Source organism: Oxynema aestuarii AP17 (assembly GCF_012295525.1).
GTDB classification, from domain to species: domain Bacteria; phylum Cyanobacteriota; class Cyanobacteriia; order Cyanobacteriales; family Laspinemataceae; genus Oxynema; species Oxynema aestuarii.
This window is the reverse complement of record NZ_CP051167.1, coordinates 3,241,030-3,260,527: the sequence shown is the minus strand read 5'-3', so window position 1 is coordinate 3,260,527 and position 19,498 is coordinate 3,241,030. Positions and strand designations below refer to the sequence as shown.

Annotated in this window: 19 protein-coding genes; 12 read left to right on the top strand and 7 right to left on the bottom strand. The window is 51.3% G+C overall.

The features are described from left to right. The first annotated feature begins 85 nt into the window (after positions 1-85). The 4 genes from HCG48_RS13270 (at position 86) to HCG48_RS13255 (ending at position 3,022) form a co-directional block, all read left to right on the top strand. The gene (locus HCG48_RS13270; RefSeq protein WP_168569582.1) at positions 86-1,969 is read left to right on the top strand and encodes an NACHT domain-containing protein; all 1,884 of its coding nucleotides are present in this window, start codon (positions 86-88) and stop codon (positions 1,967-1,969) included. A 144-nt stretch (positions 1,970-2,113) separates the two neighbouring features. Continuing rightward, positions 2,114-2,308: a hypothetical protein gene (locus HCG48_RS13265; protein ID WP_168569581.1), complete on the top strand. Its 195-nt coding sequence runs from the start codon at positions 2,114-2,116 to the stop codon at positions 2,306-2,308. Positions 2,309-2,409: 101 nt separating this feature from the next. Further along, the gene (locus HCG48_RS13260) at positions 2,410-2,643 is read left to right on the top strand and encodes a hypothetical protein (RefSeq protein ID WP_008055509.1); all 234 of its coding nucleotides are present in this window, start codon (positions 2,410-2,412) and stop codon (positions 2,641-2,643) included. After that, positions 2,633-3,022 (top strand): type II toxin-antitoxin system VapC family toxin, encoded by a 390-nt coding sequence (locus HCG48_RS13255; protein ID WP_168569580.1) that lies wholly within the window; start codon positions 2,633-2,635, stop codon positions 3,020-3,022. Before HCG48_RS13260 ends, HCG48_RS13255 begins: the two co-directional genes overlap by 11 nt. Before the next feature lie 96 nt (positions 3,023-3,118). Here HCG48_RS13255 and asnS read toward each other — a convergent pair whose 3' ends face one another. Both asnS and HCG48_RS13245 read right to left on the bottom strand, forming a co-directional pair. Beyond that, positions 3,119-4,510 carry an asparagine--tRNA ligase gene (gene asnS, locus HCG48_RS13250; RefSeq protein WP_168571877.1) on the bottom strand — a complete coding sequence of 464 codons (1,392 nt, stop codon included), beginning with the start codon at positions 4,508-4,510 and terminating at the stop codon, positions 3,119-3,121. Between the two features lie 236 nt (positions 4,511-4,746). Continuing rightward, on the bottom strand, positions 4,747-5,139 hold the full coding sequence (locus HCG48_RS13245; protein WP_168569579.1) for a sll0565 family protein: 393 nt from the start codon (positions 5,137-5,139) through the stop codon (positions 4,747-4,749). A 93-nt stretch (positions 5,140-5,232) separates the two neighbouring features. On the opposite strand from HCG48_RS13245, the gene HCG48_RS13240 reads away from it, so the two are divergent. Next, positions 5,233-5,559, top strand: coding sequence for a DUF6439 family protein (locus tag HCG48_RS13240; protein WP_222858209.1), 327 nt, complete (start codon positions 5,233-5,235; stop codon positions 5,557-5,559). 25 nt (positions 5,560-5,584) lie between these two features. Here HCG48_RS13240 and HCG48_RS13235 read toward each other — a convergent pair whose 3' ends face one another. Next, positions 5,585-6,037: an ATP-binding protein gene (locus HCG48_RS13235; RefSeq protein ID WP_168569578.1), complete on the bottom strand. Its 453-nt coding sequence runs from the start codon at positions 6,035-6,037 to the stop codon at positions 5,585-5,587. 1,137 nt (positions 6,038-7,174) lie between these two features. On the opposite strand from HCG48_RS13235, the gene HCG48_RS13230 reads away from it, so the two are divergent. Next, positions 7,175-8,083, top strand: coding sequence for an alpha/beta fold hydrolase (locus HCG48_RS13230; RefSeq protein WP_168569577.1), 909 nt, complete (start codon positions 7,175-7,177; stop codon positions 8,081-8,083). On the opposite strand, the gene HCG48_RS13225 is transcribed toward HCG48_RS13230, so the two are convergent. Then, complete coding sequence (locus tag HCG48_RS13225) at positions 8,073-8,396, bottom strand: (2Fe-2S) ferredoxin domain-containing protein (RefSeq protein ID WP_168569576.1); 324 nt, start codon at positions 8,394-8,396, stop codon at positions 8,073-8,075. The two genes, HCG48_RS13230 and HCG48_RS13225, sit on opposite strands and share 11 nt — an antisense overlap. A gap of 411 nt (positions 8,397-8,807) precedes the next feature. On the opposite strand from HCG48_RS13225, the gene HCG48_RS13220 reads away from it, so the two are divergent. Then, positions 8,808-9,272: a CBS domain-containing protein gene (locus tag HCG48_RS13220; protein WP_168569575.1), complete on the top strand. Its 465-nt coding sequence runs from the start codon at positions 8,808-8,810 to the stop codon at positions 9,270-9,272. 287 nt (positions 9,273-9,559) lie between these two features. Beyond that, a complete protein-coding gene (gene nblB / locus HCG48_RS13215) occupies positions 9,560-10,216 on the top strand; it encodes a phycobilisome degradation protein NblB (protein ID WP_168569574.1) in 657 nt (218 codons plus the stop codon). A gap of 52 nt (positions 10,217-10,268) precedes the next feature. Here nblB and HCG48_RS13210 read toward each other — a convergent pair whose 3' ends face one another. After that, positions 10,269-11,312, bottom strand: a complete 1,044-nt coding sequence (locus tag HCG48_RS13210) for a GGDEF domain-containing response regulator (RefSeq protein WP_168569573.1) — start codon at positions 11,310-11,312, stop codon at positions 10,269-10,271. Between the two features lie 564 nt (positions 11,313-11,876). Next, the gene (locus HCG48_RS13205) at positions 11,877-12,110 is read right to left on the bottom strand and encodes a hypothetical protein (protein WP_210437027.1); all 234 of its coding nucleotides are present in this window, start codon (positions 12,108-12,110) and stop codon (positions 11,877-11,879) included. A gap of 418 nt (positions 12,111-12,528) precedes the next feature. Between HCG48_RS13205 and HCG48_RS13200 the strand changes: the two genes are divergently transcribed. Beyond that, a complete protein-coding gene (locus HCG48_RS13200; RefSeq protein ID WP_168569571.1) occupies positions 12,529-15,063 on the top strand; it encodes a hybrid sensor histidine kinase/response regulator in 2,535 nt (844 codons plus the stop codon). A 78-nt stretch (positions 15,064-15,141) separates the two neighbouring features. Next, positions 15,142-16,356 (top strand): chemotaxis-specific protein-glutamate methyltransferase CheB, encoded by a 1,215-nt coding sequence (gene cheB / locus HCG48_RS13195; protein WP_168569570.1) that lies wholly within the window; start codon positions 15,142-15,144, stop codon positions 16,354-16,356. Positions 16,357-16,578: 222 nt separating this feature from the next. Here the strand turns inward: cheB and HCG48_RS13190 are convergent, their stop codons facing one another. Further along, the gene (locus tag HCG48_RS13190) at positions 16,579-17,343 is read right to left on the bottom strand and encodes a class I SAM-dependent DNA methyltransferase (RefSeq protein WP_168569569.1); all 765 of its coding nucleotides are present in this window, start codon (positions 17,341-17,343) and stop codon (positions 16,579-16,581) included. A 322-nt stretch (positions 17,344-17,665) separates the two neighbouring features. Between HCG48_RS13190 and HCG48_RS13185 the strand changes: the two genes are divergently transcribed. Next, the gene (locus HCG48_RS13185) at positions 17,666-18,091 is read left to right on the top strand and encodes an EVE domain-containing protein (protein WP_168569568.1); all 426 of its coding nucleotides are present in this window, start codon (positions 17,666-17,668) and stop codon (positions 18,089-18,091) included. 251 nt (positions 18,092-18,342) lie between these two features. After that, the gene (locus tag HCG48_RS13180; RefSeq protein ID WP_168569567.1) at positions 18,343-19,020 is read left to right on the top strand and encodes a hypothetical protein; all 678 of its coding nucleotides are present in this window, start codon (positions 18,343-18,345) and stop codon (positions 19,018-19,020) included. Positions 19,021-19,498: the final 478 nt, after the last annotated feature.

Sequence of the window (19,498 nt, the reverse complement as noted above, 5' to 3'; positions counted from 1 at the left end):
TCGAGGGGGGGATGCGATCGCTCATTACCGGGACGATAAACAATGCAAAGCGTGATTAGCTTTTGATTGCTCAAACCAGAATGTGATGACAAATTCAACCCCAACTCCTGCCGATGCGCTAATTGCCGCCCTCCATGAACCGGGACGGGAAAACCTCCTCGATTTAGTCCGAAATCCCTTGCGTTTGACCTTGCTCTGCATGACTTGGGATGGGTCATCGTTGCAGGACATTCAGGCGGAGTTATATGACCGTTACCTGCGAAAGATTTATGAGTGGAATCGGAATTTGCATGAGTTGGAAAAGTATGCGGAACGTTGTGGCACGACTACCACGAAATTAAAGCAGGATTCGCATCAGCAATCAGATATACTGAAAAAATTAAAGCAGAATTTGAATCGTAAATTGGGGGAACTGGCAAAGGCGGCGCTGAATTTGCCCCAGGAGCGATTTCGGTTATCACAGGCTTTGGTAGAAAAGCATCTAGGGGAGGAATTGGATAAGACTTCCTTGGGTTATTTGGCGTTGCGGTTGGGTTGGTTAAATCGGGTGGGCAAAGATGGGCGCGGCGATGGAATTTTTGCCTTTTATCATGCGACGTTTCAGGAGTATTTTGCAGCCTTGGCGGTGGAGGATTGGGATTATTTTTTACCGAGGGAGCATCGCGATCGTCCGGTGGACGGGAAACGGTATCGGATTTTTGAGAAGCAGTGGAAGCAGGTGATTTTGTTGTGGTTGGGGCGTGGTGATATTGAGGATGAGGAGAAGGAGGCATTTATTCGGGCGTTAGTTGAGTTTAAAGGTGGGGTCAGAAATTTTTATGGATATCAAGCCTATTTTTTAGCAGCAGCAGGAATTAATGAGTTTAAGGCTTGTTCTCTTGCGGATGAGATTGTGCGACAGATAGTGAAGTGGGGGTTTGGTTATTTCGATATTGAGAAACAGGAATGGCAAACTTTTCTCGACCCAATTGAAAAAGCGGCAAGAAAGGCGATACCTGAAACCATTAGACAACTGGCGATTATAGAATTCACTGCAATCATTAAGAATTGCTCAGATGAAGGTATCCGTAGGCAGGCGGCAGCGAGTTTAGGGGAAATCGGACAAGGAAATCCCGATGCGATCGCGGAGTTGCTCCAAGTTATCCGCACTACTGAGGATGAACATACCCGTAGGCAGGTGGCAGAGAGTTTAGGGAAAATCGGACAAGGAAATCCCGATGCGATCGCGGAGTTGCTCCAAATTATCCGCACTACTGAGGATAAAGATACCCGTAGGCGGGCGGCAGCGAGTTTAGGGGAAATCCTCACCACCTCCCAACACTATGCAGGAGTCGTCACCGCTTTAAAAGACTGTCTAAGCGATGAAGTTCACCAAAACAACTTTGACCGATTCGACGAATGCTACAAACTCATCTGGAACTGTGCCGAAAATCTCCCCTATCCCGAATTTTATCAAGCATGGCACCATCCCCCCACGACTCCCCATCCCGAAGTGGAAGACAACACCCCCGCCACCCCCTTTACCCAACAGTGCAACCTCGCCCTTCTCCCCCAAATCCTCAACCAAGCCATCCAAACCCACCCCGTCAACTGCCAAATCATTTGCATCGACGGCAGCCGCTTCAGCGACCCCAGCAACCCCGCCCTGCAAATCTACACCACCTTGAAAAAAGCCGGCTGTCGCCCCAGTCCCGACGGTAAACCCCGCACCATTGCCGACTTACAAGCCTACTGCGAAGATGACCTCAGCGAACATCAAATCGCCCTCATCTTCTACGAAGAACCCACCGATCCACCCCCCCAAGGGTTTGATATCGCCGTACTCAATCAACTCGCCCGGTTTAGCCATCCCCCCATTGCCGTGGTTGTCCCCCAACCCCTCCCGGAGTGCCGACTCCCGCAATTCCTAGAAAGCGACCCGGATTTGATGGCAACTCTCCTCCAGTGGTTGCAAAACTTGGACAGATAAAAGGCAGCCCCTACCGCTTCATCCATCGCCTCGTGCAAGAACACTTCGCCAACCTAGAAATCCAGAAAGACTAAAACCCAATCAAAGAAAACCCTTTCTCAAAATCCAGTCAAAACATCACTCTATCCTCAACCCCATAAAACGATGAACCCAACTCAATATCAACTCTCCCTCAGCTTTGAACAAGTGTTGAGCCTCGTCAAACAACTACGGGAGGCTGATAAATTAAAACTCAGTGAAGCCTTATCCAAAGACTTGCTAAATAGCAAACTGACTCATCTTCTCCAAGCTTTCAAGACTGATGAACTCTCCAGTTTCAGGGACAAATCAGAGTTTTGATAGAAACCCGGTTTCTGAGTCCCCACTTTCAAGCGAATCAACCCGGTTGAGCAAATAGAAAGTATAATCAAAACATCACCTAAAAACTGAATCAAAAACCGATGTCTAATTACCAAGAAATTCTGCATCAAGCTCAAACTCTAACCTCAGATGAGCAAAAACTTCTGTTAAAAGAACTAGCCACCCTAGTTTCTCAGGGTGAACCCTCTCAAGAGGTGCAAAATACGACCGAATCACCCCGACTCAACTTGAATCGATGGCGTGGGTTTCTACCCAAGCGCGTCGATGCTCTGAAATTTCAATTAAAAATTCGACAAGAATGGGATGCCGAATAAATACCTTCTCGATACTAACATCCTGATTTATTATTTTAATAATCAGCCCGAAGTTCAGGATGTATTTGAGGAAATTGACAGCCGACAAGCAGAGGGATTTTACTGTCCAATTACTTGGGTTGAATTGCTTTGTTACCCGGGTCTAACCGAAGAGCAAGCCAATGAAATGCGAGAGTTTTTAAGGCTAATTAACTGCGTATTCTTGACGGAAGCGGTTTTAGATACTGCGGCGATAATTAGGCGAAATTATCGCTTAAAACTGGCTGATGGTATCATTGCTGCTTGTGCTTTAGTCACCGGATGTATTTTGGTCACTCGCAACGTTGATGATTTTAAGCGCATTGACGGGTTAAGTTTATGGAATCCATTTGATAAGTAGATAGTGAAATTTTAGTTGCTTACTACAAAAGTAGGGTGGGCAATGCCCACCCTACGTTGCTACTCTTTGCTTAATAAGTCTCCCTCGAAATATCCCCTAAAAATCGATACTCAGAGGGGCGCGGGGGAAGGGAATTACATCTCTAATATTGGTCATTCCGGTCATGAACTGCACCAAGCGTTCAAACCCCAAACCAAACCCGGCGTGGGGGACGGTTCCGTAACGGCGTAAATCCAAATACCACCAATAATTCTCCGGATTTAACCCTTGTTCCCGGATGCGGCGTTCTAACACGTCGAGGCGTTCTTCCCGTTGGGAACCGCCGACAATTTCGCCGATTTTTGGCGCTAAAATATCCATCGCCGCTACGGTTTTGTTGTCGTCGTTCAAGCGCATGTAAAATGCTTTAATTTCGATGGGATAGTCGGTGACGATCGCAGGTTTTTTAAACAACTCTTCGGCGAGATAGCGTTCGTGTTCCGACTGCAAATCCAAGCCCCATTCTACGGGAAACTCGAATTTTTTCGAGGCTTTTTCTAAATATTTAATCGCCTCGGTATAGGTAATCCGCTCGAATTCGTTGTTAATAATATTGTCCGCCGTGGCTAACACCGAATCGTCAATGCGTTTGTTGAAAAACTCCATATCTTCCGGGCAGTTTTCCAACACCGATTTAAAAACATACTTGAGAAACGCTTCCGCCAAGTCCATATCTTCCGTGAGGTCGCAAAAGGCCATTTCCGGTTCGACCATCCAAAATTCGGCCAAGTGGCGGGACGTGTTCGAGTTCTCGGCGCGAAAGGTCGGCCCGAAGGTATAAACGTTGCTGAAGGCCATCGCCATCACTTCCGCTTCCAGTTGGCCGCTCACGGTGAGATAGGCGGGCTTGCCGAAAAAGTCGTTTGTATAATCGATCGCGCCGTCCTCACTTCGCGGTACGTTGTTGAGGTCCAAGCTGGTGACGGCGAGCATTTCTCCGGCCCCTTCGCAGTCGCTGGCGGTGATAATCGGGGTGTGCATCCACAAAAAGCCCCGTTCTTGAAAAAACTGGTGGATGGCGTGGGAGGCGGCGTTGCGAACCCGGAAGACGGCGCCGAGGGTGTTGGTGCGCGATCGCAGGTGACCGATGGTTCGCAAAAACTCGAAGGAATGGCGCTTTTTCTGCAAGGGATAGGTTTCCGGGTCGGATTCGCCGTAAAGGGCGATCGCGCTGGCTTTGAGTTCGATGCGCTGTCCTTTGGCGGGGGATTCCACCACGGTTCCGGTGACTTCCACCGACGCCCCGGTATTGAGTGGTTTGAGGAGGTCTTCGTAATCCGGTAAGCTGCGATCGAGGACGACTTGCAAGTTCGCCATCGACGAACCGTCGTTAACCTCGATAAAGGCAAATTCTTTTAACTCTCGTTTGGTTCGTACCCACCCGCGAACGGTAACGGTTTCGTCGGGTTGGCTACTGCGTAAAATTTCAGCAATCCGTCGCTTCATAATTTAGATAGATCGATCGCCACACGCTAAGGGTTTTCAATGGGGAGATCCCCCTAAATCCCCCTTCATAAGGGAGACTTTCGGACTTTGGCAACAGGTTTAGATTGGGGAGATCCCCCTAAATCCCCCTTGTGAAGGGGGACTTTCGGACTTGAGTCTGTCGAACCGTTCAAAAAGGGGATCTTTGAGATTTTCCCCCCTTCTTAAGGGGGGTCAGGGGGGATCTCTACAATCGCCCGTCAACCGCTACACGATTTCAGGATCCAGCCTACAACAATGCCGAGACCCCCAAAGCGTACTGCCTGCCAAAACGGTTCTTTGAGGGTTTTCCAGGAAAACAGTTGACTTTCGAGGTGGATTTCCAAGGTTTCGATCGCCGCTTCGATTTGTTCTAACTCTTCTTTGAGTTCCCGGCGGTGGGAGCGATCGCCTTTCGGCGTCTGTTTCGCCTCCCGGCGCACGTCTTCCCGTCGCTGTTTTAACTGCTCTATTTGCTCGCGATCGCGCCGAACGTCACTGTAGCGCTGTTTGAAGCGATCGAGCGCCTGCTCGACTTCGGCTAAGGCGCGATCGAACTCGTCGAATTCTTCGGATTCGGGGCGATCGCGGTGGGGATCGGGCGGTGAACTCATCCGGAAGTTACAAAAATCGTTAGATTTAGAATAAAGCGAAATCAGTTCGTCGATCGCTACGATCGATCCTAATTGTCTCAATTGAGGTGCACGATGGCGCAAAACCTTTCCGCCAAACCCTTGACATCTGACGGATTCCAAAGTCCCCTGGCGCAAAAGACACGAGATCTCAGCACCTTGGAACTTGCGCAAGCCTTAGCCGAACGCCTCGCCCTCGTCGAGCGAGATTGGCACAAACTCAAGTCAAATCGAGCCGTGCGCGCTCGGGAACAAGTGGCGGCGGCCTTGGTCTTCTTGCTCAAAGACAACCCCGAGGAAGCCCTCGCAAGGTTGCAACAGGCGACTGGATGGCTCGATCGCTCGCTTTCGGCTCCTCCTTGTCCGACTCACGGCGATCGCGCGTCCAAACGCTCGTCTTAAGCTTCGTCGCTCGATCGCGCTTGGGTTACCAAACTAAGGGCAGGCGCGATCGGCGATCGAATTTTTTACAAAGTTTTAACTCGGTTCCATCGTCATTCCAATGGACGCGATCGAAAATTTGATTTAGAATGTATAATCCGCGACCGCATTCTCCTTCTTCATGCGGTATGTCCTCATCGAATTGAGCCGTCGGACAGGGACACGGACAGGCAAAGCCACAGCCTTGATCGGCGATCGCCCACCAATATTCATTTCCCGTTGTCGTAAACCGGACGACTACCCGTTTGCTCGGATCGAGCTGGTTGCCATGTTTGGCTGCATTAACTAACGCTTCTTGTAATCCCAGTCGGACTTCGGCGTGCCATTGTTCGGGAATATCCGCCAACAGCAGGTCCAAAATCGGACAGAGATATAAGGTTGAAGCAAAACTAATCGTATTCCAAGTACGCCCTACTGGACGAGGTGAGATCGCAATCACTGAAAAAACCCCGCAGTTTTTAGGTGAATGGACAGGGAAAGGTTAGAGTCGGAACTCGGAAAATTTCCGTTCGGTCGATTTACACCCAAATGGTCGAAGCAGCTAAAATGCCGTTCGTGAGTTGAAGGTCGATCTTGGAACCGAAAGTCGAGAAGGAAGGCCGGATTCGGGGACTTGCCTCTTTGGCGATCGCCCCTTGCACAGGGGGTTTGCCAAAACGGGATCTTCAGGTCGTCGGGTCATTTGACCCTCGATCGCATCGCACGTTACAGCCGATCGAGTGAATCTCCACTAAATATTTAAGCGCTAAATTATAACCCTTGGCAAGCTTTTCCCTCGCTGATATCGGTGCCGTCTCTTCTAAACTTTTGACCCCAAGCTCCTTCCCGGGTCAACCGGACTGTTTTCCCAGTTGCGGCGATCGGTGCGTGCGTTCTAGACGACCCGATCCCCAATACGCTCGGATCCGATCGAACTAGACAAAACCACTCATTTTCGTTACTCTCATTCGGTTCTCTCTTTAATTTTATCCAACTCTCCAAACGATTGCAGGAAAAACTCGGGATTGCAGAAAACCCCATCGATCTTTCCCGGAGTTTTTACCCCGAACTCAGCCTTCCCTCGGCTGGCAATTGTTAAGAAAAATAGCTGGCTCTCCTGGAAGGGAAGAGCGATCGCGCCCTTCGCAACCGGATCGCATCCCCTGGAAAAACAGGTCGGTCATAGCTTCTCGGTCAGATTTGCATTTGATGAAAACTTTTTAACTGAATCTTTTTTTAAGTCTTGTTAAGAATATAACAAATAGACTACATTTGTCTATGCAAACCCCTCGAAGCAGTAGGGTTTTGAACCCTTTAAAGGTTTTGACTTTTGCGGGGTTGCCTCGCCCATCGATAAGTATAAATAATCATCGACACCGATCCCCACCTGCAGCTCAGTCTCGCCAATCGCCCCCGTATCCCGGCGCGATCGCCCGAGCTGTTTTAGAAAACAAAATCACGATTTTTGTGCTACAATTAAAAAGGGTAAATTGACAAAAATGATAGTTTTTAAGGCAAAAATCAAATAATACATTTATACTTCAAATCTACCCAAATCTAAAATCTAAAACTTAAAATCTAAAATCTAAAATCCCAAATGACTGAAACATTTGTGCGTCCCACCGATACGATCTCCGGTAGCTATTGGATCTGGCGCGATCGCCCCATTTACTGGGTCGGCGCGGGGGATCCTCGATCCGATCGCCCCCCCTTACTGCTGATCCACGGCTTCGGCGCCTCCACCGATCACTGGCGTAAAAACATCGCCGAATTGCAAAAAGACTTTCAAGTATGGGCGATCGACCTAATCGGCTTCGGGCGATCGGCCAAACCCGATTGGGTTTACAGCGCCGATCTGTGGCGAGATCAACTCCACGACTTCATCCAAACCCAAATCGGGCGACCCGTCGTCCTCGCAGGCAATTCCTTGGGGGGTTACGCCTCATTATGCGTCGCCGCCACCCGTCCCGAATCCGTAGCGGGGGTCATCTTGCTCAACAGCGCCGGACCGTTCACCGCGACCGAACCCGTCGCCGAACCCACCCCCAGGCGTAAACTGGCAAAAACGGCGCTCAAGTGGGTTTTTCAACAAGATTGGGTGAGTTTTGCCATTTTTCAGTGGACCCGGCGGCGATCGGTCATTCGCAAAACCCTGTTAAAAGTGTATCTCGACCAAACTGCCGTCACCGATCGCCTCGTCGAAGAAATTTACCGTCCCTCCTGCGATCGCGGCGCCGCCCGTGTCTTTGCTTCAGTCTTCAAAACCCCTCAAGGGGAAAAAGTAGATGCCTTACTCGATCGCATGGACTGCCCCCTATTAACCCTGTGGGGTCAAGGGGATCCCTGGATGAACGCCCGCGATCGTAGCGCCCGCTTTCGCCAACACTATCCCCAACTGAGCGAACATTTCCTCGATGCGGGTCACTGTCCCCACGACGAAATCCCCGATCGCGTCAACGCCTTAATGCGCGAGTGGATCCTCGCCCAAGTCGCCCCTAAATACTAAATCTCATGTGCATACGAGGATTTAACCACTCCTCGACAGGTTCTTCCCCTTGCAAATGCTCGGTGACGATCCGTTCGATCTGCTCCGGTTTAATCCGACAGTACCAAACATTATCCGGGTTGACCTTCACCGTCGGTCCGCAACTACACTGACCCAAACAGCCACTGGGATTGACAGTGACCCCCTCGGGCAAATCCGCAGTTTCAAAGGCTTTGAGAACGGCTGCGGAGCCGTTGCGGCGACAGGAATCGTGTTGACAAATGGAGATCGCTCGATATTTCGGCGATTTCGGCGGTTGCTTGTCCATAAACATTACAAATCGTTACATTTACGATCTTAACCTTTCCGTTCCGAGCCGGGGCGATACGGCGGAGCCGCCGCTTTGCGAACGCGCCGGGGACACGCAACCCTAGGGAAGAGCGCCAGATCGACTTTTGTCCCTAAATCTGAGAAAATTTTCCCGATCCGACCGTGGGATTTGAGCGAACCTCAACTCAAGTCCAAAGCAACGAAAGCGCGATCCGGCTTTGCCGTCACCGCGCGAACGCCCGACCCCAGCCCGCCCCCAGGTCGATCTTTCCAGTCAACAGGGAATCAGTTACGACGAAAAGGAAGACTCTAACGAACGGCGATCGGTCTGGGATCGAGATAAACTTGTCAACTTTCCACGATAAAATTAATGGCGATTGCCGCCACTTCACTATACGTCGAACCTACGGACGCTATGCCTAAAACAGTTGCCGATGTCATGAGCCGCAATCCGATCGCGGTCAATCCCGAAACCCCATTAGACGAGGCGATTAAAATCCTCGCCGAGCGCCGGATTAGCGGTCTGCCCGTGGTCGATGAGAACGGTCAGCTCGTCGGGATCCTCTCCGAAGGAGACTTGATGTGGCGCGAAAGTGGCGTCACCCCGCCGCCTTACATCATGTTGCTCGATAGCGTCATTTACCTAGAAAATCCCGCGCGCTACCAGCGCGAACTGCACAAAGCCCTGGGACAAACCGTCGGCGACGTGATGAGTAAAAAGGTATTGACCGTCTCCCCGGACAAACCTTTAAACGAAGCGGCGCGCTTGATGCACGAGAAAGGCGTTCACCGTCTGCCCGTGATCGACGATCGCAACGAAGTCGTCGGGATCCTGACCCGGGGAGATGTGGTCCGGGTGATGGCTTCGGGAAACTCGTAAATCCTTCGGGATCGGGTTTGAGGGGACTCGGATCCGTTCGCGTTCGCGCAGCGTGCGCCTTGCGCTTAGGGACGGCTCCGCCGGATCGCCCCGTCGAAAGCCTCGGGAAATCCCCCTAAAAACGAATTTTTGAAAAATTTGAAAAATTGGGCATGACACGGCGCGATCGCGCCCTGAGTTGGCCGACAGAGCTTTCTAAGCGTCTCGAAAGCGGTCGGATCCCCCCCGACCGCTCGTCCCCGGATCGCGATCGCGCTCCGACTCCATAACAAAACAACCATAGAAGCATGAGTATTACGCCAGAATCTGTTAAAACCCTGCTCCAATCGGAAGATTTGGGCGATCGCATCAAAGGCGTCAACCAACTGCGCCAACTCGATCGCGCCACCGCCTTCGACCTCGTGCAGGGGGCGATCGGCGATCGCAGTCCCCGCATTCGCTATGCAGCCGTCAGCCAGATGGCCCATCTCGGCGTGGAAAACCGCGAATTGTCGTTAACAGTTTTGCGCGATCGCCTGCTCAACGACTCGGAAGCCGACGTACAATCCGCCGCCGCCGACGCCCTCGGCGCCTTGCAGTTAACCGAAGCTTTCGACGAATTGCGCCACCTCTACGAAACGACGCAAGAATGGTTGCTCAAATTCAGCATCGTCGCCGCCTTGGGGGAATTGGGAGACGATCGCTCCTTCGAGATCCTCGAAGATGCCCTTAAAAGTGACGAAGAATTGGTCAAAACCGCCGCGATCAGCTCCTTGGGCGAACTCGGCGATCGCCGCGCCACCCCGTTACTGCTCCCCTTCGCCACCGATCCGGACTGGCAAATCCGCCACCGTCTCGCTCAAGCCTTGGGCCGACTCGGCGGCGACGAAGTGCGCGCGACTTTAGAAACTCTAGCCGAAGATGAAGTCGATTTAGTCGGACAAACCGCTCGCAGTTATCTCTAGTTGACCTTCGGGCGATCGCGCCGTTCTCGATCCCGATTCAACTCGATTCGGATTAATTGAGAATTTTGAGAATGGCCCGATCGCGCCCCGCCTGTTTCGCCTGATACAGGGCCTTATCCGCCGCCGCGATCGCCTCCGTTTCGCTCGTTCCCGGATAAGGAACCATCGTCGCCACCCCCAAACTCAAGGTGACGAAGGGGCTGACCGTCGAACTTTCGTGGGCGATCGCCAGGTGGCGCACCCCCATACGAATTTTTTGCGCCACGTACAGCGCCGCCGCCGCTTCCGTCCGAGGTAAAATCACCGCAAATTCTTCCCCGCCGTAACGCGCCACGAAATCCGTCGGATAACTCGCCGCCTGACGCAAGGTACGGGCAATCTCCTGCAAGCAGCGATCGCCCGCCTGATGGCCGTAAGTATCGTTGTAGCGCTTAAAACAATCCACGTCACATAAAATCAGCGACAAATAAGCGCCGCTTTGAGCGAGTTCGTGCCAGTGACGTGCTAAAGTCTGGTCGAAACCGCGCCGATTCGCCACTCGGGTCAGACCGTCGAGAAACGCCAGACGCCGCAGTTCCTGGTTGGCGGCTTCCAGTTCGCGATACAGTCGCGCTTGTTCGAGCAACCGCCGCACGCGCTGGCGCAATACGGCCCAGTGAATCGGTTTGGTGACGTAATCGACCGCGCCGACTTCAAAGGCGCGATCCACGGAATCGTTATCTTCTAATCCGGTAATCATCAAGACCGGGGTGCGATCGCTCCCTTGCAGGCGCTGCAATTCCAAACAACAATCAAAACCGTCCATCATCGGCATGATCGCATCGAGTAACACCATGTCCGGTTTGCGTTCTTTGTAAACTTGTAGCGCTTCCAAACCGTTAACGGCGGTCACGACGCGATAGCCCTGATTGTGCATGACCGTGACCAGCATATTGCGAATCGCTCGGTCGTCATCGACGATCAAGATTAACGGACGCTCTTCGTCTTCCGATTGGAGGGTTAACCCGTTCTCGACAATTTCCACACCACGGCGATTGAGGGGTTCGAGTTCCCCCGTATCTTTCGAGTTGGTATGGCAATCTGCTAAGGAGCGCATTGTTATTGTTAATAAGTCCAATCTGTTTAAATCATACCTATTTAAAATTGGCCGTGCCGCGATCGCTTCCCCTGTTTCCGGCGATCGTGCGATCTTCTCTTCCGTGACGGCGATCGCATCCCTTTCAAATATCGATGGGATTCCCCTATTTAAGGGGTGAGACAATGGAGGGGTCATACCCTCATTTCTGGGATTAAATCCGCGCGATCGCCGCAGGGGAAATACCGATCGCGTACCCACGGTGTCCTTCGAGTCCGTGCATTTTTTCTAATTTTTAGCCATCGTAGAGGCGATCGACATCCGTGAGACGCTCGGAGTTGCCCGTCCGAAATTACGGATCTTTTTCTCTAGAAAACCCGTAAAAATACGGAGGACGATCGCGATCGCCCAGCTCCCACCTTTAGCGTTTCCCGCGATCGGGAAGCTGCGATCGAAATGATGACAAGTTATCGCAATATTTAAGGTTTTTTTAAATTATTTTCCTGATTTTTAGATTTCTATCAAAAATTATATCATTGCTTCTCTCTAGCGAGGAAAATTCGAGAAAACTTGATTGAGATCGACTCAAAACTTTAGCAAAACTTTAACGAATCTTGTTAAATTCCACCTCAGTTTGCGGGCGATCGCCCCGGAGCGGATTCCCAGAAGCTGCCCGAGACCGGGGTTCGGATCGAAGGGCGATCGCCCTCGTCGTCCACTGCCACGAGATCGTTGTGAGAAGTTGCCGTCTGCATCGTCCCCCGAAACCTTAGCCAGATCCCCGTCCCCGGAAGCCTTCGCGATCGTCATTTTTGCCATCAAAAAATAACCAGCAAGCCAATAGGGAGCGATCGAAAATTATCGACAATCCCCGAAACTTTAGCTCTACAAATAGATGCCCTGGGAACCGATCGATCGCCTCAATTGTAAACCGTTGAAAAAAAAGAATCTCAAACCCAGGATCGACCCTTAAAATAGAGTTAAAATAGTGGAATTACAACGTTGGCAGCGAGCAGACCCCCGCAGCTCAGAACTTTAGCGCTTCCCGAGAACGGCTGCCCAGAACGCCAGTCTTTTACTGCGGCGAAGGTCGATCCCGTCGCGCGAATCAGGTCGTCTACAAGCCTTCATCTCCATCGGTGAAGCGATGTTTCAGCGATCGCCAGCCGCCCGGAGGAACCGCAACAGGACAATCCAATTCTTTAGGTTATACATCGAGCTAAAGCCAGACGAGATTATGATCATCGAAGACGAAGAACTGAGACTGACCTTTAAAGTCGCAAGTGAAGAACACTTGCAGAAACTCGATGAAGGCTTGTTGTATTTGGAAAAACATCCCGAAGATCGAGGCAAACTCGAAGAATTGATGCGGGAAGCCCACAGCCTCAAAGGAGATGCGGGGATGTTGGGCGTCAAAGATATTGCCACCTTAGCCCACCAGTGGGAACATCTGCTCGGGAGTGTCAAGCGCGACGAAACGACCCTGACCCCAGAGATTTGCGATCGCCTCTACCACGGCTTAGACGCCATTCGCAAGCTCGTCAACGAAGCCGTCACCGGAGAAAATGCCCAGGTCAATACCTTCTACGTCCTGGCGGAGTTGATGGGGGCCAAAGACCATCCCGCCGAGGAATCCAGCGCCGCAACCCAGGCGCCTGCGAAGAAAACACCCGCCCGACCCCAAGACGAGACCTCCCCAGAAGCGACCCCCGCGATCGCCGAAACCGAGGAAACCCCCGAGGATGCCGCAGATCGGGGCGATCGCGAAGCGACTGCGAACGAGGATCGCCCCGAAGCAAGGGACCAAGGGCGCCCCACTCCGGCCCCGGTCGCCGCCGAACGCGACGGCGCCGAACGCCCCCAAAACGACGCGCAAGCCCCGCCCAACGAACCGGAGGAGATCGCCGCACAAGGCGAACCCGCCCAAACCCCCACCCCAAAACATACCGGGGGTCACCTGACCCGCGCCAGCGAAAAACACCCCGCCAAAACCGAAACCGCCACCAGCGAATATCGAATCGACACCATTCGCGTCGAAACCCGCCACCTCGATGCGTTGATGACCCAAGCGGGAGAACTCACCGTGACCAAAATTCGGATCGCCCACCGCTTGGCGGAAGTCGAAGACATCGTTTCCTTGTGGGAGGAATGGTCCCGAGATGCCTTTCTCAACCGCTTTGCTCTCGAAGAAGTCGGACGGGGCAATCATAACGGCGCCTTCGATCGCCTCAACGGCTTTTTCCATCGCGTCGAAGAACGCCTCGAACGCCTGGGGGATCTCGTCACCGGAGTGCGAAATGCAGTCTACGAAGACAATACCCGACTCGATTTAATCGCCGACGAACTCGAAGAAGGCATTCGCACCTTGCGCTTGCTGCCCCTGTCGAATATTTTTAACTTGTTCGGACGCATGGTCAGGGATTTAGCCAAACAGCAGGGCAAGCGGGTCGAACTGGTGGTCGAAGGGGGAGAAACCCGGGCGGACAAGCGCATTCTCGAAGAAATGAAAGATCCCCTGATGCACATGATTCGCAACGCGATCGATCACGGGATCGAAACCCCCCGCGAACGAGAAGCCCAGGGCAAACCCGCCGTCGCCACCATTCACCTCAAGGGATATCAAAACGCGACCAACATCCTGATCGAAGTCAGCGACGACGGTCGGGGCTTGGATGTGGACAAAATCAAGCAAACTGCCCTCCAGCGCGGGATCGTCCGGGAAGAAGAACTCGCCACCATGAACGTGCAGCAAGTGCAGAATTTGATTTTTGCCCCCGGATTCTCGACGCGCACGTTCGTGACCGAAGTCTCCGGACGCGGGGTCGGGCTCGACGTGGTGCGGGCGAATGTGGAGCGCCTCAAAGGGACGATTCAGGTCGAATCGACTCCCGGCGCGGGCTGTAGCGTCCGGATTCAGTTGGGAACCACCCTCGCCACCGCTCACGTGTTGTTGGTGTCGGTGGAGGGGATTGCTTATGCGTTACCCGTGGAGTTTATTTATATGGCTCGCCTGGTTCCCCAGCGCGAGATTTTCGCGATCGAAGGTCGTGACACGATTTTACTCGACGATCGCCCCATTTCCGTGGTGCCGTTGGTGGAGTTGTTAGAATTGCCCGCACGGGCCAATGCCGAGCGATCGCGTCCCCAAGAAGAAACCTTGCCCTGTATTGTTTTGCAAGTCGGTTCCGAACGTCTCGGGGTCTTGGTCGATGCTCTCGTGGACGAACAGGATGTGGTTCTCAAAGCCCAGAGTAAATTACTCAAACGGGTGCGCAATGTTTCCGGGGCGACCATTTTAGGGACCGGGGAAGTCTGCATGGTGTTGAATCCCCAAGATTTGATCGAGTCCGTGCGCCAAAAGTATCCCGCGATCGCCGATCCGACCCCCGTCGCGGAAACGACCAACCAGCGATCTTCGATTCTACTCGTGGAAGATTCGATCGCCACGCGCACCCAAGAAAAGCGGATTCTCGAAGCCGCAGGTTACGAGGTCGTCGCCGCCGTCGATGGAATGGATGCATTGAACAAGCTCGATAGCCGCCGTTTTGACGCGATCGTTTCCGACATTCAAATGCCCAATCTCGACGGTTTGGGGATGACGGCCAAAATCCGAGAAAATCAAAAATACAGCGAAGTGCCGATTATTTTAGTCACCTCTTTAGCTTCGGATGACGACAAACGTCGCGGTTTGCAAGCGGGCGCCAACGCTTATATTACAAAAACGAGTTTCAATCAAGAAGTGTTGCTCGAAACCTTGCAACGACTGATTTAATCCCGTTGGCTGGAGCAAGTTCGAGGTCGATCGCAGCCGTTCTTGATTCGACGCTTCGCGCACCTTGAACGAAGAAACATGAACAAAAAACCGATTCGCGTATTGTTAGTGGAGGACTCGCCCGTTGCGACTTTGATCCTCAAAAGATTACTCGATGCTGCCCCAGAAATCGAGATCGTGGGAACGGCGCGCACCGGGGTCGAAGGGTTGGAATTGATTCCGAAACTTCGACCGGACGTGATCTGTACGGACCTGCACATGCCCAAAATGGACGGGCTGGAGTTTACCCGGGAAGTGATGGCCAATTTTCCCCGCCCGATTTTGGTGATTAGTTCTTCGGTTCAGGCGGAAGATACCCACAATGTGTTTAAGTTACTCAAAGCGGGGGCCGTCGATGTCTTTCCCAAACCCCGCGATCGAATGCTCTGCCAAGGGGATCCTCTCGCCCAAGAGTTGATTACTAAAATTAAGGTTTTGTCCGGGGTGGCGGTGTTTACTCTCCGACGGCGCCACGAAACTAATAGCGAACCGCCGCGATCGAAACTGACCTCACCGAAATCTAGTCCGGGTTTAAATCCAGTCAAACCGAGAACCCCAGTCTCTTCGCCGTTGAGGAAAACACCACCCGCCCCCTCGCCTCATTTGGGAACGCCGCCCCCTCGACCCCGCCCGTCCCTCGAACCGAAACCCGAGGTCGTCGAGAGTCAGCGCGCGACCCCCTACATCCGCATGGTGGCGATCGGGGCCTCGACGGGAGGACCGCAAGCCCTCCACGCCATCCTGACTCAACTCCCCGCGAATTTTCCGGTTCCGGTGGTCTGCGTGCAACATATCAGTCACGGCTTTTTGCAAGGCTTGGTGGATTGGCTCAATTCCGAATGCGCCCTCACGGTGACGATCGCCCAAATGGGTCAACGACCTCAAGCGGGACAGGTTTATTTTCCCCCGGAAGGCAAGCATTTGGAATTAGACCGATCCGGGCAGTTTTGGTATTCGAGTGCGCCGCCTCTCTCCGGTCATCGTCCCTCGGTCACGGTGACTTTTGAAGCGGTCGCCAAGTTTTACGGGCGATCGGCCCTCGGGATTTTACTGACGGGAATGGGTCGCGACGGCGCCGACGGAATGGACGCGATCGCCCGCAATGGCGGCATCACGATCGCCCAAAATGAAGCCACTTGCGTCGTTTTCGGAATGCCGAAGGAGGCGATCGCCCTCGGCGCCGCTCGCTACGTTCTCCCGATTAACGATATCGCCCCGATACTGCTCGATAAGATTGTGTTCCATCGGTTGTAATCTGGAAAGGGTCGAAGGTAAGAAGTTTGTAGTGCGAGAATTTTGTTCCTCAAGCCATAGTTTCAAAGCATAGAAAATTAAAGTTTTCTCACTTTTCGATTTCCATCGAGATTTTATACACAAATTTTAAAACCTCGATGGAAATGGATCGCCTGTAGGGACACGGCACTGCCGTATCCCTACCCTCGCCCTCTCTCATCATGTTTGAAAAACGGTATTAGTTCAGATAGAATGGCGATCGCCCCTACGGAGCATTTTCAAGCATTCAATACCCACAATCGGTGAGAACTTGAGAAAGTCCTCCCAGAAGTGAGCGCCGAAGGTGGCGATCGCCGTGGGAGGGACGAGGGGTTGAAACCAACGAACGGCCTTAAATCCAACCGTTCGGAAAGCTCGTTCGTAAGTCGTGCGACTTAAGTGATAATTGACAATCTCGAAGGTTTCTTCCTCCAGGAAAAAGGTTAATGTTATCGGCGTCCCTTCTTCAAGGGGTTGAGTGACGCCCTTGACATATCCGTATTTTGCACAGTCTTGATAAGAGATTGGATCTTGCTCGCTATTGTCATTAATCGTGACGAACCGACCGTCGGACTTGAGATGGTCGAAAATAACCCGACACATTTGCAACAGTTGTTCTTGAGTTTGGGCGTAATTGAGCAGATAGGACGCCACGACCAAATCGAAGCGATCGAGCGAACCCAATTCCAAAACATCGGCCACTAAATAGTCAATTCCGAGCGGATTTTGACGTTCTTGGGCGTTAGCCAATTCAATCATCGCCGAGGAGATATCGACCCCGAGAACTCGGGAGGCGCCCCGTTGTTTGAATTTTCGCGTGTAGAATCCTTCGCCACAGCCGAGGTCGAGGATGGATTTCCCTTCCAAGGGGCCTAAGAGATTGAAATACGTATATTCTTCTACTTGTCGGTAGGGTAGTTGTTTCGAGCGTTGATAAGGTTTGGCGATCGTGTCGTAGTAGGCTGACATGGCTCCCTCCTCATCTTCTGTTTAGTTTGATGTAGGAATGGGTTGATTTTTAGAAAAAATCAGCCTCTTTCTTCTATTATCCCTCCATTTTTAGGTTTGAATTGCTGTGGATTCGGGTGGGGCGATCGCTGGTGGTGATATCTCGATCTAACCCCGGCGCCGGATGTGTAAATGGTGCAAAGGGGGCGATCGTCGAACTCGACTTGATATTTAGCTCTATGATTGAAGGGGGGATCTTCAACATATCTTTATAACTTAGTGGAGAAGAGATAAAGAGTTTTGTTGTATATTCGGATCGGGACAATTCCCTCAACCTGCATATATGGCTTACTGGTTATTTCAAGGCAATCCCAAATACTACAAACTCCGTGCGGCCATGCGAAATTTCGAGCGGATGTCTTGGCTAGTTACACGCTATGAGAAGGATATCGCCCCCGGTGATGGCGTTTTGGTCTGGATATCGGGTGCTGACGCTGGTATCTATGCGATCGCCGAGGTGATCGAACCCGCTACGAAGTTGATCGAGGTACTCGATATCGGCTACTGGCTAGATAAGAGCAAAATCGGTACTCGCCCCCAAGCTTGGATCCGGTTTACCACTAAGCTGCTGGATAAGCCACTGCTGCGATCGCATCTGACGAAAGACGAAGTTTTGAAAGACCTGGCCATGATTAAGAACCCAAACCAGACCAACTTTAAAGTGAGTTCCGATCGGTGGAAGAGAGTTTACGAGTTGCTGAAGGAGTAGATGAGATGGAAACTGAGGATTGGCTCAGACCGATAGCCAATCGCCTCTCTCAAACTGTTAGCCCTGGCAGTGAGTGGGGCAAACTGATATCGGACTGGCGGGGCGATCGCTCGATAGCCAAAACCACCCAGTCACTGCCGCCTGGTGGTAGCGAGTTTATGAGTTGAAGGAGTAGGAAAGATAGCAGAAATGATCCCATTCCAGAAATACTCTATTAATCTGACCACATTTAAAAGACCAAAACAAAGAAAATGAAAGAACATTCTAGAAAAATAAAGATATCTCTGGAGCAACTAACTGAAGATTTACTCGCTTTGTCTGATGAGATTTGGCAGAGTATAGACCATAACGATCCAGAAGCATTAGAGGCAGGATACCTTCTAAAAAGAGAATACAATCAAAAAGTAGATACTTTTAATGAAATGGCTCAAAATATTGGTTCTATCCTTCAAAAACTTGAAGAATTGACCGCTTTAAATGATTTTGAAAAAACCGAACCAGAAAATGACGCTCGCTCTGCTAAACCAGTCAAGTTCCCAGATAGTCCACCTCACCGATTGGATGAAGACTTTTGTTATAAGCGGCCTAGAGCAATGGAAATAGAAAATCAACTTTACACCGGACTCAATACTTGGAAAGCAATTTACATTGAAACCATTAAATATTTGGCAAAAAAAGATTATGACACTTTTCAAACCCTTCCCGAAAGCAACTTTGCTCTCGGTCGTCGAAAAGGTAACGTTTATGTAGGACGCCAACCCGAAAAGATGAGAATTCCAGAGGAATTTGTTCAAGGGTTCTTTTTTGAAACTAACTTATCAGCTAATAGCATTCGAGAAAATCTAAAAAAAATATTGAATCATTTTAAAATACCACATGAAGCAATCATTTTTTATTGGCGAGAAGATAAGGATACCGACTACACTTAAAAAAATCGATTGCTTTACTGTAAGTTCGTATTTAAATGAGCCACTAATCTGTAAAATTTCTACATGAACTTTTTGTAATTATCTGCACTCTTCTTGATAAATTGTTTGAGCAAGATTTATAAGAGACGATAATAATCACTCAACTCGCCCCCAACGTCACTCCGTCCCCGCCAACTCCTCAGCCGCCTCCAACGCCAGTTGATTCGGGCAGTTCATCCACTCGCTGCGATCCGCCGCCTCTTGTGGGGAATGAACTGCGAACATCAATCCCACAAGATACCCCGCGTAAATTTACGCACCCCTGAGCAACTCCCCATCCACAAACCGCCACCCCTCCGGCATCCAAATTATGCTTATTTTTTGGGGATTGTAACTTGAATCGAGATTAGCAAATATGGTAGGATTAGCCAATAAAATTAATTGTTTATAGAAGTTTTTAAAGACTCAACTCTAGTCCAAATAATTGCTACTTCAGTCA

Coding starts and splice junctions, on each gene's coding strand:
- HCG48_RS13270 (WP_168569582.1), top strand. CDS start 86: ATGACAAATTCAACCCCAACTCCTGCCGATGCGCTAATTGCCGCCCTC.
- HCG48_RS13265 (WP_168569581.1), top strand. CDS start 2,114: ATGAACCCAACTCAATATCAACTCTCCCTCAGCTTTGAACAAGTGTTG.
- HCG48_RS13260 (WP_008055509.1), top strand. CDS start 2,410: ATGTCTAATTACCAAGAAATTCTGCATCAAGCTCAAACTCTAACCTCA.
- HCG48_RS13255 (WP_168569580.1), top strand. CDS start 2,633: ATGCCGAATAAATACCTTCTCGATACTAACATCCTGATTTATTATTTT.
- HCG48_RS13245 (WP_168569579.1), bottom strand. CDS start 5,139: ATGAGTTCACCGCCCGATCCCCACCGCGATCGCCCCGAATCCGAAGAA.
- HCG48_RS13240 (WP_222858209.1), top strand. CDS start 5,233: ATGGCGCAAAACCTTTCCGCCAAACCCTTGACATCTGACGGATTCCAA.
- HCG48_RS13230 (WP_168569577.1), top strand. CDS start 7,175: ATGACTGAAACATTTGTGCGTCCCACCGATACGATCTCCGGTAGCTAT.
- HCG48_RS13225 (WP_168569576.1), bottom strand. CDS start 8,396: ATGTTTATGGACAAGCAACCGCCGAAATCGCCGAAATATCGAGCGATC.
- HCG48_RS13220 (WP_168569575.1), top strand. CDS start 8,808: ATGCCTAAAACAGTTGCCGATGTCATGAGCCGCAATCCGATCGCGGTC.
- nblB (WP_168569574.1), top strand. CDS start 9,560: ATGAGTATTACGCCAGAATCTGTTAAAACCCTGCTCCAATCGGAAGAT.
- HCG48_RS13210 (WP_168569573.1), bottom strand. CDS start 11,312: ATGCGCTCCTTAGCAGATTGCCATACCAACTCGAAAGATACGGGGGAA.
- HCG48_RS13205 (WP_210437027.1), bottom strand. CDS start 12,110: ATGGCAAAAATGACGATCGCGAAGGCTTCCGGGGACGGGGATCTGGCT.
- HCG48_RS13200 (WP_168569571.1), top strand. CDS start 12,529: ATGATCATCGAAGACGAAGAACTGAGACTGACCTTTAAAGTCGCAAGT.
- cheB (WP_168569570.1), top strand. CDS start 15,142: ATGAACAAAAAACCGATTCGCGTATTGTTAGTGGAGGACTCGCCCGTT.
- HCG48_RS13190 (WP_168569569.1), bottom strand. CDS start 17,343: ATGTCAGCCTACTACGACACGATCGCCAAACCTTATCAACGCTCGAAA.
- HCG48_RS13185 (WP_168569568.1), top strand. CDS start 17,666: ATGGCTTACTGGTTATTTCAAGGCAATCCCAAATACTACAAACTCCGT.
- HCG48_RS13180 (WP_168569567.1), top strand. CDS start 18,343: ATGAAAGAACATTCTAGAAAAATAAAGATATCTCTGGAGCAACTAACT.